At 70.2% G+C, this 16,008-nt stretch carries 13 protein-coding genes; 4 read left to right on the forward strand and 9 right to left on the reverse strand.

Going from position 1 to position 16,008, the window contains the following annotated elements; all coding sequences use genetic code 11:
• Window positions 1-105: 105 nt before the first annotated feature.
• From ACZ6CV_RS22945 to ACZ6CV_RS22960, 4 genes are all read left to right on the forward strand, one after another.
• A complete protein-coding gene (locus ACZ6CV_RS22945) occupies window positions 106-1,608 on the forward strand; it encodes a DUF445 domain-containing protein (RefSeq protein WP_469252588.1) in 1,503 nt (500 codons plus the stop codon).
• A 207-nt stretch (window positions 1,609-1,815) separates the two neighbouring features.
• Window positions 1,816-3,285 (forward strand): MFS transporter, encoded by a 1,470-nt coding sequence (locus ACZ6CV_RS22950; RefSeq protein ID WP_469252589.1) that lies wholly within the window; start codon window positions 1,816-1,818, stop codon window positions 3,283-3,285.
• 92 nt (window positions 3,286-3,377) lie between these two features.
• On the forward strand, window positions 3,378-4,355 hold the full coding sequence (locus tag ACZ6CV_RS22955; protein ID WP_469252745.1) for a GlxA family transcriptional regulator: 978 nt from the start codon (window positions 3,378-3,380) through the stop codon (window positions 4,353-4,355).
• Between the two features lie 91 nt (window positions 4,356-4,446).
• Window positions 4,447-4,911 (forward strand): hypothetical protein, encoded by a 465-nt coding sequence (locus ACZ6CV_RS22960; protein ID WP_469252590.1) that lies wholly within the window; start codon window positions 4,447-4,449, stop codon window positions 4,909-4,911.
• A 55-nt stretch (window positions 4,912-4,966) separates the two neighbouring features.
• Here ACZ6CV_RS22960 and ACZ6CV_RS22965 read toward each other — a convergent pair whose 3' ends face one another.
• The 9 genes from ACZ6CV_RS22965 to ACZ6CV_RS23005 all read right to left on the reverse strand — a co-directional run bounded on the left by ACZ6CV_RS22965 (window position 4,967) and on the right by ACZ6CV_RS23005 (window position 15,986).
• Window positions 4,967-5,269, reverse strand: a complete 303-nt coding sequence (locus ACZ6CV_RS22965) for a hypothetical protein (RefSeq protein ID WP_362368676.1) — start codon at window positions 5,267-5,269, stop codon at window positions 4,967-4,969.
• A gap of 82 nt (window positions 5,270-5,351) precedes the next feature.
• On the reverse strand, window positions 5,352-5,867 hold the full coding sequence (locus ACZ6CV_RS22970) for a nucleoside deaminase (protein WP_469252591.1): 516 nt from the start codon (window positions 5,865-5,867) through the stop codon (window positions 5,352-5,354).
• A gap of 123 nt (window positions 5,868-5,990) precedes the next feature.
• On the reverse strand, window positions 5,991-6,383 hold the full coding sequence (locus ACZ6CV_RS22975; protein ID WP_469252746.1) for a very short patch repair endonuclease: 393 nt from the start codon (window positions 6,381-6,383) through the stop codon (window positions 5,991-5,993).
• A 52-nt stretch (window positions 6,384-6,435) separates the two neighbouring features.
• Window positions 6,436-7,503 (reverse strand): DNA cytosine methyltransferase, encoded by a 1,068-nt coding sequence (locus ACZ6CV_RS22980; RefSeq protein ID WP_469252592.1) that lies wholly within the window; start codon window positions 7,501-7,503, stop codon window positions 6,436-6,438.
• A gap of 149 nt (window positions 7,504-7,652) precedes the next feature.
• The gene (locus ACZ6CV_RS22985; RefSeq protein WP_469252593.1) at window positions 7,653-9,515 is read right to left on the reverse strand and encodes a DUF6339 family protein; all 1,863 of its coding nucleotides are present in this window, start codon (window positions 9,513-9,515) and stop codon (window positions 7,653-7,655) included.
• Between the two features lie 3 nt (window positions 9,516-9,518).
• Entirely contained in the window at window positions 9,519-10,415 is an 897-nt protein-coding gene (locus ACZ6CV_RS22990) for a hypothetical protein (RefSeq protein WP_469252594.1), read from the reverse strand.
• Window positions 10,412-12,373 carry a hypothetical protein gene (locus ACZ6CV_RS22995; protein WP_469252595.1) on the reverse strand — a complete coding sequence of 654 codons (1,962 nt, stop codon included), beginning with the start codon at window positions 12,371-12,373 and terminating at the stop codon, window positions 10,412-10,414. The genes ACZ6CV_RS22990 and ACZ6CV_RS22995 overlap by 4 nt, the downstream gene beginning before the upstream one ends.
• Entirely contained in the window at window positions 12,370-13,413 is a 1,044-nt protein-coding gene (locus ACZ6CV_RS23000; protein WP_469252596.1) for a PD-(D/E)XK motif protein, read from the reverse strand. Before ACZ6CV_RS23000 ends, ACZ6CV_RS22995 begins: the two co-directional genes overlap by 4 nt.
• Window positions 13,410-15,986: a Z1 domain-containing protein gene (locus ACZ6CV_RS23005; protein WP_469252597.1), complete on the reverse strand. Its 2,577-nt coding sequence runs from the start codon at window positions 15,984-15,986 to the stop codon at window positions 13,410-13,412. Before ACZ6CV_RS23005 ends, ACZ6CV_RS23000 begins: the two co-directional genes overlap by 4 nt.
• Window positions 15,987-16,008: the final 22 nt, after the last annotated feature.

Below are 16,008 nucleotides of genomic sequence, written 5' to 3' on the forward strand. Positions count from 1 at the left end.
GGAAGGGGCGTAGAACACATGGCGTGGGGACAATCGGGACACGAGAGGTGGCACGGCGAGGAAACCACGCGGACGGGTACGACGCGAACGGGCCAGGTGGAGTGAGTGAGACGCACAGACGCGGAGCAACCTGCTGAACCGGACGGGGAGGATTCGGGCGGACCGGGCGAGAGGGCGGCGAGAGCGGGCCGGACGGATCGGGCGGCCGGGTCCGGGGGAGAGCATGCCCGCGCGGGCGGCCCCTCAAGCGATGACCCGTTCGGAGCAACGGATCCCCCGGCCGGCGGCCCGCCCACGCCGGCCTCGACCCCCGCTCCCGCCCCCACCCCCGTCTCCACACCCGGCGGCCTCACCTACAGCCCCGCCGACGAGGAGAAGCGCCGCGGCGTGCGCCGCATGAAGGCCACGGCGACGGGGCTGCTCGTCCTGGTCGCCGTCGTCTACGTCCTGGCGAAGTGGGCGCAGCACTCCGGCGCGGGCGCCTGGGCGGGGTACGTGGCGGCGGCCGCCGAGGCCGGCATGGTCGGCGCGCTCGCCGACTGGTTCGCGGTGACGGCGCTCTTCCGCCACCCGCTCGGCCTGCCCATCCCGCACACCGCGATCATCCCGCACAAGAAGAACCAACTGGGTGCCTCGCTCGGCGACTTCGTGGGCGAGAACTTCCTCTCCGCCGACGTCGTACGGGGCCGCCTGCACGCGGTGGGCATCGGTGGCCGCCTCGGCACCTGGCTCGCCGACCCCGCGCACGCCGACCGCGTCACCGCCGAACTCGCCACGGCGCTGCGCGGTGCCCTCACCGTGCTGCGCGACTCGGATGTGCAGGCCGTCGTCGGCGAGGCCATCACGCGCCGCGCCGACGCCCAGGAGATCGCCCCCGGCATGGGCAAGATGCTGGAGAAGGTCGTCGCGGACGGCGGCCACAAGCGGGTCGTCGACCTGGTCTGCGTCCGCGCCCACGACTGGCTGGTCGAGCACGGCGACTCGGTGATGGACGCGGTGCAGGGCGGCGCGCCCGGCTGGACCCCGCGGTTCGTCGACAAACGGGTCGGCGAGCGCGTCTACAAGGAGCTGCTCCGCTTCGTCACCGAGATGCGGGACATGCCGGGCCACCCGGCGCGCGGCGCCGTCGACCGCTTCCTCGCCGACTTCGCCGCGGACCTGCAGTCCGACTCCGACACCCGGGCGCGCGTGGAGCGCCTCAAGCGGGAGATCCTGGCGCGCGGCGAGGTGCAGGACCTGATCGCGTCGGCCTGGTCGTCGGTGCGCGCGATGATCGTGGCGGCCGCCGAGGACGAGCGCAGCGAGCTGCGGCTGCGCGTGCGGGCCTCGCTCCTGTCGCTGGGCGCGCGGATGGCGACGGACGGCAGGCTGCAGCGGAAGGTCGACGGCTGGGTGGAGGGCGCGGCGGTGTACGTGGTCACGACGTACCGCGCCGAGATCACCTCGCTCATCACGGACACGGTGGCGGGCTGGGACGCGGAGCACACCTCGAAGAAGATCGAGGCGCACATCGGCCGTGACCTGCAGTTCATCCGCATCAACGGCACGGTGGTCGGCTCCCTGGCGGGGCTGGCGATCTACACGGTGTCGCGGCTGCTGGGGGCGTAGCGGGCGTACGGGGGCGGCGGGAGGTGCGTCGAGGGCCGGGCGCGACGCCCGTACGACGGCGGGCCCGCGACTCCCGCCCGGGACGTACGACCGTCGCCCGGGACCCGTACGACGGCTGTACGGCCCTCCCGCCGCGCGTGAGACCGCGATGGGCGGGCACTCTGGAGGAGCCCCTGGGGAAGCGCCACGGGGCTTTTGGGAGGTGCCATGACCGCAGCCCACGACACGCCGACCGTCACCACGGCCGTGCCCGCCCGCCTGGACCGGCTGCCCTGGTCCCGCTGGCACTGGATGATCGTCATCGGCCTCGGCACCGTCTGGATCCTGGACGGCCTCGAGGTCACCACCGTCGGCAACATCGCGAGCCGCCTCTCCGAGGACGGCAGCGGCCTGGCGATCAGCTCCGCCCAGATCACCGGCGTCGCGGCGGCCCTCTACGTGGCGGGTGCCTGCGCCGGCGCGCTGTTCTTCGGCTGGCTCACCGACAAGTTCGGCCGCAGGAAGCTCTTCATGGTCACCCTCGCGGTCTACCTGTGCGCGACCGCCATGACCGCGCTCTCCTTCGACGCCTGGTGGTTCTTCCTCTTCCGCTTCCTGACCGGCTTCGGCATCGGAGGCGAGTACGCGGCCATCAACTCGGCCATCGACGAGCTCATCCCGTCCAAGTACCGCGGCCGCGTCGACCTGATCATCAACGGCAGCTACTGGCTGGGCGCGATCGGCGGCTCGCTGCTCTCCGTCCTCATGCTCAACACGGACATCTTCCCCAAGGACCTCGGCTGGCGGCTCACCTTCGCCCTCGGCGTCGTCCTCGGCCTCGTGATCCTGCTCGTACGCCGGCACGTGCCGGAGAGCCCGCGGTGGCAGTTCATCCACGGGCGCGGCGAGGAGGCGGAGGGCCTGGTCTCGTCGGTGGAGCGGGAGATCGAGGAGGAGAAGGGCGAGCGGCTGCCGCCGCCGGAGCACGAGATCACCATCCACCAGCGCAAGAGCATCGGCTTCGGGCTGATCGCCAAGACGGTCTTCCGCGACTACCCCAAGCGGGCGATCCTCGGCCTCTCGCTCTTCATCGGCCAGGCGTTCCTGTACAACGCGATCACGTTCGGCTTCGGCGCGATCCTCACCAAGTTCTTCGACGTCCCGTCGGGCAGGACGGGTTACTACTTCGCGGTGATCGCGGCCGGCAACTTCCTGGGCCCGCTCTTCCTCGGCAAGCTCTTCGACACGGTGGGCCGCCGGATCATGATCTCGTCGACGTACCTGCTCTCCGGCGTCCTGCTCTTCGGCACGGCCTATCTCTTCGACCGCGGTTCGCTGAACGCGGCGACGATGACGGCCTGTTGGTGCGTGGTGCTGTTCTTCGCGTCGGCGGGTGCGAGCAGCGCGTACCTGACCGTCTCCGAGATCTTCCCGATGGAGACCCGCGCCATGGCGATCGCCTTCTTCTACGCGATCGGCACGGCGGCGGGCGGCATCAGCGGCCCGCTGATCTTCGCCGACCTCACCGAGTCGGGCGTGGTCGGCGACACGGTCCTCGCCTTCCAGATCGGCGCGGGTCTGATGTGCGCGGCGGGTCTTGTGGCGGCGGCGTTCGCGGTGAAGGCGGAGCGGCGGTCGCTGGAGGACATCGCGGCACCGCTGTCGACGGCGTCGGGGCCGTCGTCGCGTACGACGTGAGTACGGGGCGTACGGGGCGTACGGGGCGTGGTGGTCCGGGTGGTCGCGGTGGCCACCGGGTGGCGGTCCTGGTGCGGGACGGCGTGCTGCCGATGGAACTGGGCCTGGTGCACCAGCTGTTCGGCGGGGCGCACGGCCCGTCGGGGGAGGGGCGAGCGGGGGAGGGCCCGGTGGGGGAGCGGGCGCCGGGGGAGCGGCTGTACGAGGTGCGGACGTGCGCGGTGGACGGTCCGCGCGAGATCCGTACGGACGCGGACTTCCCGATCGGCGTCCCGCACGGGGCGGAGGCGCTGCGGTGGGCGCAGACGGTGATCGTCCCGGCGTCGCACGAGGAGGACGAGTCCCTGGCCCCGGGAACCCTGCCGGCCCCGCTGGCGCGGGCGCTGGACTCCGCGGTGGACGGCGGGGCGAGGCTGGCGTCGATCTGCACGGGGGCGTTCGTCCTGGCGGCCGCGGGCCTGCTGGACGGCCGCAGGGCGACGACGCACTGGCTGTCGACGGACCTGTTCGCCCGTACGTTCCCCGCGGTGACGGTGGACCCCGACGTCCTGTACGTCGACGAGGGCCGGATCCTCACCTCGGCGGGGGAGGCGGCGGGCGTGGACCTGTGCCTGCACATGATCCGCGAGGACCACGGCGCGGCGGTGGCGGCGGACGTGGCACGCCGCACGGTGGTCCCGCCGCACCGGGAGGGCGGCCAGGCGCAGTACATCCAACGCCCGGTGACGGAGGAGAAGTTGACGTCGACGGCGGCGGCGCGCGCGTGGGCCGTGGAGCACCTGCACGAGCCGCTGACGCTGGGCGAGCTGGCCGCCCGCGTCTCGATGAGCGTACGGACGTTCAACCGCCGCTTCCGCGAGGAGACGGGCCTGACGCCGATGCAGTGGCTGACCCAGCGCCGGGTGGACCGGGCCCGCGAACTCCTCGAGGCGACGGACCACACGGTGGAGAGGGTGGCGACGGAGGCAGGCTTCGGCACGGCGGCGTCGCTGAGGCAGCACTTCGTGGCGGGGGTGGGGGTGGCGCCGGCGACGTATCGGGGGACGTTCAGGGGTGGGAAGGGGGAGTGAGGGGGGCGAGGGAAGAGGGGAGGGGGCTCAGGCGGCTAATGAGTACCCGTACTCTGTCGCGCCCTGCGCCCGGACGGGGATCGTCGTACACATGAACGCCACGCTGATACCTCTCCGACGGAAGCCGATACCGCGCCGGCAGACGCTGATCCCTCTCCGGGAGACCGCACCGCTGCCCCGGTACGCGACCCGCGTCCTGGGCGCGGCCCTGGCCGCCACGGCCTATCTGACGTGCCTCCCCTGGGACCTGCGCAACCGGGCGGAGACGGCGGGTGCGATCGACGAGACGTCGCCGGTGACGGCGACGGGGGCGACGGCGCTGGTCCTGGCACTCCTGTCCCTGTCGGCCTACTTCGGCCTGCGGGACCGCCTGCCGTGGACCCTCGTACTGGTGGCGGCCCCGCCGTCGGCGCTGCTGTTCGTGTCGTTCGACTCCCACCCGACGCAGGACGCGAACGTATGGCCGCTGACGTGGGCGTTCTGCACGTTGGTGATGGGGGTGGGGGTGCTGGTGACGGCGGGGGTGGCGCGGAGGTTCAGGGCGGTGGAGGACTGACGGGTTCGGACCCGGACCCCGTACGGATCTCCCGCCCGGGACCGGCCGGCACCCGTCAGGCGCGACGGTCGGCGAGGGCCCAGGAGGCGGCGGCGACGCCGGCGGCCACCCCGAAGACGGCGGGCCAGGCGCCGACCTTCTTGGCGAGCGGATGCGACCCGGCGAACCCGGCGACGTAAGCGGCGGAGAGCGCGGCGGCGGTCTTCGCCCCGGCGGCCTCGCGCCACTGCCGGGCGGCCACGGTCCCGGCCGCGGCGAGCACGACGCCGCCGAGGGGCCGCTTCTTGGTGATACGGGCGGTGGTGTACCCCCCGATGAGCCCGCCCGCGGCCACCGCTGCTGCCGGAATCTTCGCCATGATTGGTCCGCCTCTCGGTGATACGTCCATGTTGTCTATGGGGTGAGGCTAACGCGGAGCGAGAAGCCGTCGGCGGGCGGGTTCAAAGCTTCGACTCGGTCGGCCCGGACTGACGGTCGGCCCACGCGGCGAGCACGCCGACGGCGTCCGAGCGGGCCGCCCCGTCGACGGCCACCTCGTCCACCAACCGCCGCTCGGCGTTGGGCAACGCGAGCTCACGGTAGAACTGCAGGTCAGGATGGCCGTGCCGGTCGGCGTCGTACCGATCGGCGGCGTACACGAGCCGTGAGATCCCGGCCCAGTAGCAGGCGGTGAGACACATGGGGCAGGGCTCACAGCTGGAGTAGAGGGTGGCCCCTTCCAAGAGATACGTCCCAAGCCGCCGCCCGGCGTCCCGCAGAGCCATGACCTCGGCATGAGCGGTGGGATCCCTATCCTCAACAACGGAGTTGACCCCCGCCCCAACGACTTCCCCACCAAGCACGACGAGAGCACCAAAGGGTTTCTTGACACTCCCGTCTTCGAGGGAGCGCCGGGAGTTGTCGATGGCTTGGGCGAGGAACTGTCGGTCGTGGGCGGCTTCGGGGGCGTACGGCAAGAGTCTTCCTCCTCGTGGATCGACCGGCGACGGCAGGAAACCGCGCCTCGACCATGGGACGACGGAAACGGTGCCCCGCCTCGGCCCCCGTATCCGCTCCGGGCCGAAGTGGAACCGTTGACCTCAGGGTGCCGTGTCCCCGGTGTCCACCGGTCGAAGCACGGCCGTCACTGCCAGGGCCACCTGCTCCGGAGGCTCGTGCTCCCAGAAGCGCAGAACGGTCCAGCCGAGGGATTCGAGATGGGCGGTGGTCCGCGTGTCCCGCAGGACGTTCTTGTCGATCTTCTCCCGCCAGAACGCGGAGTTCGACTTGGGGAACGTGGCGTGCTCGGGGCAGCCGTGCCAGAAGCAGCCGTCGATGAACACGGCGACACCGGCCCGAGGGAAGGCGATGTCGATCGTGCTGCGAGACATCCCGGGGATGCGCCGCTGCAACCGGAACCGGAGGCCGGTGGCGTGCAGCAGCCGACGTACGGCCACCTCTGGCTTGGTGTCCCGGGAACGCTGCCTGCTCATCCGCGCCGAGACGGCGAGGGAGGAGGGGATCGGTCGTGGAGCGGGCACGGTTTCAGTGTGAGCCGTCGACCGCGACCTCGTCGAGGGCCCCTGGGACCCACTCGGTGAGCGCGTGCCACTCGTCCTTGCCCGGGGGGGTCAGACCCAGCGCTGCACTGAGTACGTGGATGCCGAGCCTGGGCGGAACGGCATTGCCGATCTGCTGGGCGATGTCGCCGCCGGACCAGGGGAACCGCTTGGGGAAGGTCTGGAGCGTACCCGCCTCGCCGGGGCTGAGCCGGGGCAGATCCCGCTCCGTCGGGTCGTCGGTGACGATGCGGTTGCGGGAGACCTTGCCCGTGACTGTGGCGGACGGCTCACACGACCGCCGACGGCCCCGGAGCTTGGGGTCGCCGCCGGTGCCGTAGTTCGAGACGACCTGGAAAGGGTTCGTGCGCTGCGTCAGCACGTCCTCCATGGCGACCCAGCTCTTCAGCAGGAAATCGCTCTCGGGGCGGGGTGCGCCCTTGCGGTACCGGTGATGTGTGGGGCCCGGGAGGGTCGCCTTGTGCGGCTCACGGCGGGCGACCAGGATCGCCCGGCGACGGGTCTGTGGCACGCCGTAGGCCTCGGTGTGCAGGATGTCGCAGTCCACGGAGTAGCCCTCTTTCTCGAGGACCGTCGCGTACTCCTCCCAGACGCGGAGAGCCGCGGGCACCTGTTCGAGAACGATGGCCTCGTACGGACGGAGATCGGCGTCGTCGATGGCGCTCAGCGCCCAGCGGAGAGGCTCGAGGACGAGCCCGGTGCGCTCGTCGTCCATCTTGGCGAGGTCGGCGTCGATACTGTCGCGCGCCTCGCGATCGACGAGGCGCTGCACGTATTCCAGAACCTGGTCCAGGGCGCGACGGCCGGCCCCGGACCCGGCGACGGTGAAGCTCTGGCAGGGCGGTCCACCGGCGAGGACGTTCGCCTCGGGAAAGTCCTCGGGCCCGTAAGCACGCACGTCGCCGTGGACGGTGTGGAGTCCGGCCGCAGCACGGGTCCTGACGGCGTTCGTGTCCCACTCGATCCCCACGGAGGGCACACGCAGGATCGTCGCGGCCATGTCCAGCCCGCCGGGGCCGGCGAAAAGGTCCACGATGCGGAAATCCACAGGTGGGCGCTGGTGAGGCAGAGCAACGGTCATGGTGAGCGAGTTTATAGGTGATGGAGAGGGCGAGTGGGCGGGAGGAGGTTCCGGCCGCGGCAGCACCGGGTGGCGGCGCTCCCACGACCGGCCTCACGGGCTCATTCCGCCGTCAGTGCCGCACTGATGGCGCGTCCGAGGATCTCGCCGACCGGAGGCGGGGAGGCGTGTCCGACCTGGCGGTAGCGGGCGGTCTTGCGCCCGGCGAAGGCCCAATCCTTGGGGAAGCCCTGGAGCATGGCGGCCTGCTCGACGGTGAGTGCCATCATGCCGTCGCGACCGATGTCCGGGTTCCACACGAAGTCGGGCCCGGGGACATCGTTCGCGACCGTGCCGCCGTCCACCCCGATTCGGGCCCAGGCACGCTTGGAACCGGTGGGCCCCAGGTCGGCCCCACCGCGGTCCCAGGAACCTCCGACGAGAGTGGGAGCGACCTCGGTCGCCTGTGCCGCCCACTCGGCGGCGCGCGGCCAGCCTCGGGCGGCCATGGAGGGGCCGAGCGCCTGGCCGACGGAGATCGGGGGCTCGGAGGAGGGCATCGGGGGCCGGAACGCGGCTGACGCCTTCGGGCTCTTGAAGGCGACGAGGATGCCTTGCTTGCGGTCCTGGGGCACCCTGTGGTGGGCGGCGTTGAGGACGAACCAGGAGGTCGAGTACCCGATCTCGGACAGGGTCCGTTCCACGTGCTCCCGGAGCGGGGCGTACACCCCGCTCGTGACCAGGTCCGGCACGTTCTCGACGAGCAGGGCGCGGGGCTGCAGGACATGGGTCAATTCGAGGGTGGCGCGGAAGACCGCCAACTCGTGGTCGTTGCCGCGTTCGCGGGCGACTGCCGCCGACGCCTTCAGACGCGGCAGACCGCCGGCGATCAGGTCGAGCCCGCGCAGAGCGGGATCCCGTGCCAGCGTGCTCGGTACGAGGGTGCTCAGGTCCGCCTCGTAAAGGCGCCAATCCGGTCGATTGAGGCGCAGCGTGTCCAGGGTCACCGGTCGGTTGTCGATCGACAGGGCGGGTGTGAAGCCCGCGTACTCAAGACCGAGCGCGAGACCTCCGGCTCCCGCGCAGAGTTCCAGGGAAGTGAGACGAGGCGTGGGCGCTGTCACCATGGGGGCAGCGGCGGCCTGTGCCGGCAAGGGACCCGGTTCGGGTTCGCTCGCGACCACGGGTGCCGGTGCGACGGCCGGCGCGGGTGCCGGTTTCGGCGACTCTTCCGCCGGTCGCAGGGCGGCGACGGACTCCTCGGCCGCGGCGCGCAGTTCGGCCTGCAGTTCGGCGTCGTCGAGAGCCTCGAAGATGACGAAGGGAGCGAGCCTGAGCAGCCGCTTGAGGAAGTCGCGGAAGACGTCGCGCCCGGGCAGGCCGTGCAGGTCCACGGCTGACCAGGCGTGCAAAATATTGCGTACGAGATGTGGGCTGCCGCCGAGGGACTTGCGGCGGGCGTAGATCTGGTCGAACGCGGACTCTCCGAGGATGTCCAGCGCCGCGTACGGCTCGGCGGCCGACGCGTCCCGGACGAGGTGGGCGCGCCACCACAGACGGCCGAAGACGTGCCGCGTGAGGTCGCTCGCCATGACGCGGTCACCGGGTGGGCGCGGATAGCGCCAATAGGCGACGTCCGGGAGCAGGACCAGCGCCAGGAAGGCCCAGATGTCACCGGACGCGGCTTCCGCCGGCATCAGGTCCATCTCCCTGTGCAGGAGCGCGGCCAGGTCGACATCGAAGCGGGCGCGTCCCGCGCGGGAGGATTCCTCGGGGAAGCCCGCCTGCTCGGCGACCCGAAGGACCCGCGCCCGCAGGTCACGCAGACGTGCCTCGGTGATGCGGTCTCCGCCTGTGGCCACGTAGACGGCGGACTCGTGGCGCAGGGCGACCGCCGTGGTCAGTTCGCGGGGCAGCACCTCCCGGTACTGCAGGTGGAGCGGCTTGGCCTGGCCGGCGAGGAGGCGGGGGTAGAGGAGAGCCATGGCTCACGCCTCCTTGAGGATGCGGGTCGCGGCCTGGAGTTCGGTGGCGAACAGATTCGGCGCGTTCTGGCGGAGCTGGCGCAGGTCCTGGACGGTGCGGCCGGGGAAGAGCCGGTGGAAGAGATTGACCAGCGTGGCACCCAGGGAGTCCTCGGTGAAGTCCGCTTCGTCGTCGAACTCCTCCTTGAGCAGGGCATGTTCCACCATGACGCGGGCGCAGTCCGAATAGACCATCGAGAGCACGACCTGATCCACCGGACCCGGCTTGGCGGCCCGTGCGAAGGCCCCGGACACTTCCTCGGCCTTCTCGTTGACGACGAGAAGCATGGCGCCCATCGCTGCGGCGTTGAGGTCGGAGCCGAGTTGCAGATGCCAGGCCGCGTCGTCCCTGAACGAAGTGCGGGCGAAATCGATGACCGTCATGGGGAAAAGCGGTGCATCACCCTGGAGGCGCAGGGTCGCGACGTCGTCCCAGAGCAGGGACCCGGCTCGGCGTGGAGCGAATGGGGCGACCGAACCGACCGTGCGGGCCAGGACGAGCACCGTTTCCAGGGAGAGCGCTCCACCGAGTTGGGCGCCCGGCAGAACAGCACGGAGGTCGACCGTGCGTACCCCTTCCCCACTGAGCGGGACCCGCTGCACGGGGCCGCGAAGGTTGGAGCCGGAGGCCGTCCAGATCGCCGCAAGTGTGAGGGTCGCGCCATCCGCCAGACCGGCGCCCTCACGGGCCGTCTGCAGATCGACGTGCACGGTTCGGCTCAACTCGATGTCCGTGCGGTAATCCCAGAAATCGAGGGACTCGGGCAGCTCGGTGGCGGCACCGTCGAGGACGAGTTGCCAGGGTTCGGCACGGACGCAGGAGGAGACGGGCGAGCGATAGGGGAGAGCGAGTCTGCTCATGACGCGGTCACCGCCTGCGTCTTCACGCTGATCTCCGTGATGGTGTCCGGTGCGGGCCGGACGACGGCGCGCCAGACGGTGTCGTCGCCGCCCTCGATGACGAAGGTCGGCGAAGCATGGAGAGTGCCCGCGGCATCCTCCCATCCGACGAGCCCGGGCATGGCGGCGCCCGCGGGCGGATCGGTCTCCCGGTTGCCGGTGCCGGGGAGGGCGACGGCCAGATCGACCCGGACGCGCTGCAGCATCGGGGCGGGGAGAGTGAAGGCCTGCACCAGGACCGAGTGCCCCGAGCGCTCCTCGTACGTTGGCTCGCCCGCGTACTTCACGCGGGGGCGGGGGGCTCGGCCGGTGCCGTCGGTCGAAGCCCGCCCGTCGGAGGTGATCGCCCCGCTGCCGTTGCCGCGTGCGCCGGACCGTGGGCTGGGCCGGGAGACGCTTCGCTCCTCGTCGTCGTCCACTGCTGCGGTGGCGCGGCCCGTGGAGGCGCCGCCGTAGTCCGTGGCGCCTCCGGTTCCCCAGGCGCCCCCGACCAATGGGGAGAAGCGGGCACTTGCTGCGCCCAGGGCCACATGGGTCGAGCCTTCCCGGGCTGCTCCGCCCAGTTGGAGAAGCTCGTCCACCGCCTCTTTGAGACGGGTGAAGGTGGTACGCACGAACGTCCGGTCCTGCCCCTCCAACCGGTGGTGGTTCCAGGCGTCGTGCGTGGGGGGCTCGGCCTCCGCGTAGGTGGCGTCCAACTCCTCCGTGGCGCGGAAGACACCGGCGTAGGAGAGAAGTTCTGCTCCGGTCTCACGTCCCGACCAATACGTGACCACGAGCTCCGCGGGGCGCATCAACGCCACGTGGTGCACGGATCGTTCGATCTGCACCATCTCCATGGCCCTGCGGGCGGCGGGGGAGGGTTCGACGGGCACGACCGGGCGTTGCACGAGCCCCAGTCGACCCAACTTCCTGACCGGCCTATGGCACGACAGGGTGCGCCCCTCGTCGCCGTCCAACTGCCGGTAGGCGTCGACGAAGAGGTTGAGCGGAGCCGTGGTGCGTGGGTCCGGGACCGGGACGTCACGCCCCTCACAGGTGACCGAGAACTGCATGGGCACACTGCCATCGGCTCGCTCCAGCATCTTCGGCCACAGATGCCAGGCAACCGTCTCGGCGAGATAGGCCGCGGCCTCCTTCGGCTCCATGCCGTCGAGGTGGGGGTCGAGGACGACGATGCTGGTGCCCGTCTCATCGGCACCGAAGGGGGTCAGGCCCAGCAGGCGGGCCATTTCCTCGGCCTCGGTGTCGACGAGGGGATCGATCACGTCGCCGGACGCGTCCCCCCACCAGTGGCGGCCCGTGTAGCGCGTCTCATGTCCACCGGCGTCCACGGCCCGATAACTGTTCCACAGGGCACACCCCATCAACCGGGTCTCCAACTCCCCCCGCTCGTTGCGGCATCGGGTGTGGACGAGCACGGTTCCGAGACTCGAGAGAAGGTAGAAGACCGCCTTCCCGAAACCGTAGGTGCCGCCCCCGAGTCGGGTGTCCCTCGGCTCTCCCACGTTGCGCACGAAGGCGATGAAGTCCTGACGGCCCCGGGAGATCTGATGCGCGCGGGTGGGCCCGCCCAGACCGTTCGTGCCCCGGTCGGAGACCGTCATGATCCGGATGCCCGAGCGAAGTGCCTTGCGCAGGGCGAGGTGTTCGTTCAAGGGCGCCCCGTTCGACAGGAGTCGGCGCCAGGCGTCGGCGTGTGCCGGCCCCACGTAACCCAGGTCGATGCCGAACCTGATCGGTCCCTCATGCCGGGGATCCCCGGCATCCCAGCTGTTCTGTGCGGCTTCCCGTACGAGGATGGTGAGCAGGTCCAGTTCGGGTCGGCCGAGTTGGTTGCGGATGCCTTCGGCGGCGCTGGCCCCTTCCGGGGGGTAGGGCTGGGAGTACCACTGGGGTTCGGTGCGCAGGTCCGTCACGTGCTCTCCCCGAGCATGGCCGCCAGGTGTCTTTCCACCTCGGTCAACGGAAGGGGGCTGGGGGTGGGCACGGTGAGGTCCACCGTGTACTCGACGTCGGTCACGTTGCCGGGTACCTCGGCGACGGCGAGGTCGGCCGCGGTGATGCGGGGGAAGCCCGCACCCACCGCGTACCAGCGCTCGTCGAGCACGCGAAACCGCACCGCTCGGTAACGCTCCGCGTCCACGGTGTAATAGCCGACCTCGGCGAGGAGGCCGAGCAGCGCGCTCTCGTCGTCACTGAGCCGCAGGGCCTGCTCCACCAGGTCCACGACGCTGGTCGCCGTGCCGTCCTCGGGTGCACGCTCGACTCGCAGGCAGGCGAGTTGCAGGGAGCCGCCCTCCGGCGGCTCCAGCTGACGCAGGCCGTGGACGCGGATGCGCAGGGCATCGCCGGTGGCCGTCTTCACCTCGACGGCCTCGGATCCCGACGTGAAGTCGTGCGGGCGGCCCGTCGGACCCGTCCACAACCTGTGGGCACCGGGGTTTTCGGCGAGCAGCCTGAGGAGCAGATGCAGTTCGCCGTAGAGTCCGGCGAGCTGGTCGGGGCCCAGCGGCGTCCCTGACGTGCGGAACAGGGCACGCCAGCGGTCGAGGACCCGGTGCAGGATCTTGAGGGGGCGCGACGAGGCGGGTGACCGTTCTTCCTCTTGCGATGCCGCCATCTCCCTCAGGATGTCCTCGCCGAGCCGGGTGAAGACGTCGTCGAGCTCGTGGCGCACGCAGCAGAGATCCGCGTAGTGCTGGTAGACGTCCGCGTCTTCGAGGGGCCGCTTGCGCAGCCGAAGCACCTGGCCGTCCAGCATCTCGCGGACGTGCTGATTCCCGGCGACGGGCACCAAGAGGTGCCGGTGCCCCTCGCGGTCCATGGCAGCCAGGAGTGGGCCCCGGGCGGTGGTGACGGGCAGCCGAGTGGTGCGAAGTCGGTGGTCCGCGGACACCGGAGCCATCAGGAGATCACGCCAACTCTCCTCCAGCGCCCGCCGATATATGTCGCTCACGCCGCATCCTCGCCCTCGAGGGTGCGCTGGTCCTCGTCGTCGGTGTCCTCCAGCCGGATGCCTGAAAGGTCCGCCGAGATGTAGCTGCCGTCCCAGGTGACCTCGCTGTCATTGCCGGCCTCGGGGAAGACCAGACCCACGCCGATCACGTGCTCTTCGGCTCCGAGCGGCTCACGGGACTGTTCACGATGCTTCGAGGGACGGGAATCCTTGTCGATCGGATAGAGGACGATGAGGCCGGTGTCCGGGAGCTGTTCCCGGCGCAGACGCTTGATCTCTTCCTCGGTCAGCCCCCGAGGAGCTTCCGGCAGATCCACTGCTGCGTCCGCCCGGCTCATCAGGGTCTTGATGTCCGCGAAGTCCGGGCCACCCGTCAGATTGCGGAGTCGGGCACGAGTGATGCGGCCGACGGTCACGTCCGGGGCGAACGTGTGGTTCGCCGCGTCATCCGTCGCCCGGTTGCCGACGATCGCGACGTTCCAGCGCAGGAGGGAGCCCTCCTGTACACGGCGACGGATGTACGAGGTGATCAGGGGTGCGTCACACTCCTGTGAATTCTCGTGGAAGTGGTACCGACCGAGGAAGTCGAGTACGCCCGTGTGCGGGACCCCGCGCAGAACGTGTCGGCCCGCCTCGGGACGGGAGTCGTGTGTCACGGCCTCGGCGGTGGCGAAGCGCACCAGTTCGCCGGCGGCATCCTGGTTGTCGCGCAACCAGTCCGCGCGCGTGTGGAAGTAGCGGGTCTGGATCCGACGACCGCCGTATGCCGCGCTCGCCTTGATCGCGGACTGCATCTTCGCCGCGGCGGTCACCCGCAACATCGGGTGGGTGCGCAGACGGACGGCGAACGTCTGCGGCGTCTCGTTCTCGTGGAGGTAGACGTCGATGTCGCGGCGCATGTCCGCTTCGACCGTGGCCAGGTGTCGGAAGGAGGCGTGGAGCTCGTCCGTCATCCACACGCGGGGAAGGTCGGCGTAACCGTGCCGGAAACCGAACCAACGGCCCATCTGCAGCAGCGTGTCGTACGCCGATGCCGCTCGCACGAAATAGGTGACGGCGAGGCCCTCCAAGGTGAGGCCGCGGGAGAACTTGTTGCCGCCGACCGCGATGGCGACCACCGGACCGTTGTCGTAGTCGAGGGTGTCCTCGCTGTCGGAGTTGTCCATGATGATGCGACAGTCATGGATCACACCCGGCAGTTCTTCCAGAAGCTGTTCGAAGGGAACCTTCGTCTGCCCGAACTCCTCGGCGGGCACCCGTGAGGTCTCGTCGTCCCAGAGAGCGCGCAACCGCCTCAGGGTCTCGGGATCCTGCAGCCGCTCCAGGGTGTGGGAGCGGAGTCGCTTGAGCGGGACGCGGAAGCTGTTGTGGACCTGGATCCGCATGCTGGTGTGGATCAGCATGGTGGCGTGCTTGTTGCCGGTGCCGCGCACGCGGCGGGCAGCAGTGGTCAACCAGAAGTACTGGACGGCCTCTTCGAGGGTGTCAGTGATCTCGGGCGTGAACCCCTCGGCGTCGGCCTTCGTGGCCGGGGTGACCAGCGGGACGTCTTCGGCGGGGATGCTGCGGATCATGTCGTATCCGTCGTCGACGTCCTCGGGGTCCTCGCCGTCCAAGGCATACCGACCGAAGAGGACCTCTGTGCCGAAGTGCTCCTTGGGCTGGGGGAGGTTGACGATGAAGTCGCCGGGGTACAGGTCCTTGGCCGCCGGGTCGATGAGGACGTTGGCGAAGGGGGTCGCCGTGTAGCCGACGTAGGCCGCCTTCGGCAAGGTGTCGAGGATGCGGAGAATCAGCGGGTTGATCGACGCGGTGGCCACGCTCGCCTGGTCGGCCTCGTCGTCGATCACCAGAGCCGGGGCCTGCTGGAGGTACTCCGAGGCCGACTCCAACCAGCGGGCGAACTTGCCGAGCACCCGGGCGTTCTTCTTCACCACACACAGCACGTGCGTGGTGTTGCTGCCGCCGAAGAAGGAGGCCGCATTCTCCGTCGGCACGAAGTCGCGTTCCAGGCCGGTAAGTTGAGTCCAGCTCGTCGGGTTCGACTCCACCAACTGCTGGGCCAGGCGAGCCTGGGTCTGTCGGCGCAGGCCGTTGTGAATGCCCGCGAGCACGATGAAGAGCTTGTATCCGCGGTCGGCCGCCTTGGCCATCACCGCGGTGAAGTTGGTGGTCTTGCCGGACTGGACGTAACCGACCACCAGGCCGCGAGCGGCGAAAGCGGGTTCCTTGGGGTGGTTGAGCAGCGAGACGACGCGCGTGGACGACGCGTCGAGATCTTCGATCGCCTCCGGGCTCCAACGTGACCGCTGCAACTCGCGCTTGATGGCGGGCCATGCCCGGTCGTTTTCACGGGGGCCGGTGTACCAGGTCTCACGATTGCCGTTCACGGCAACGCGAGGTTCCTCCATCTCCCTGATCGCGAGCAGCTGTTGTTCGTGGAACTCGCGGATGCGCTGGATTCGCTCCTGATCGACGCCGAGAACCTCCAGCTGTTTCACCGCTTCCGTCGGTGTGCTGGATTCCAGGAGGTTACGGAAGACGCCGTACATCTGGTCGAGTTCGCTGCTCACTCTTTTTCCTTACCGGACCACC

The sequence above is a fragment of the Streptomyces sp. NPDC041713 genome (assembly GCF_055591085.1).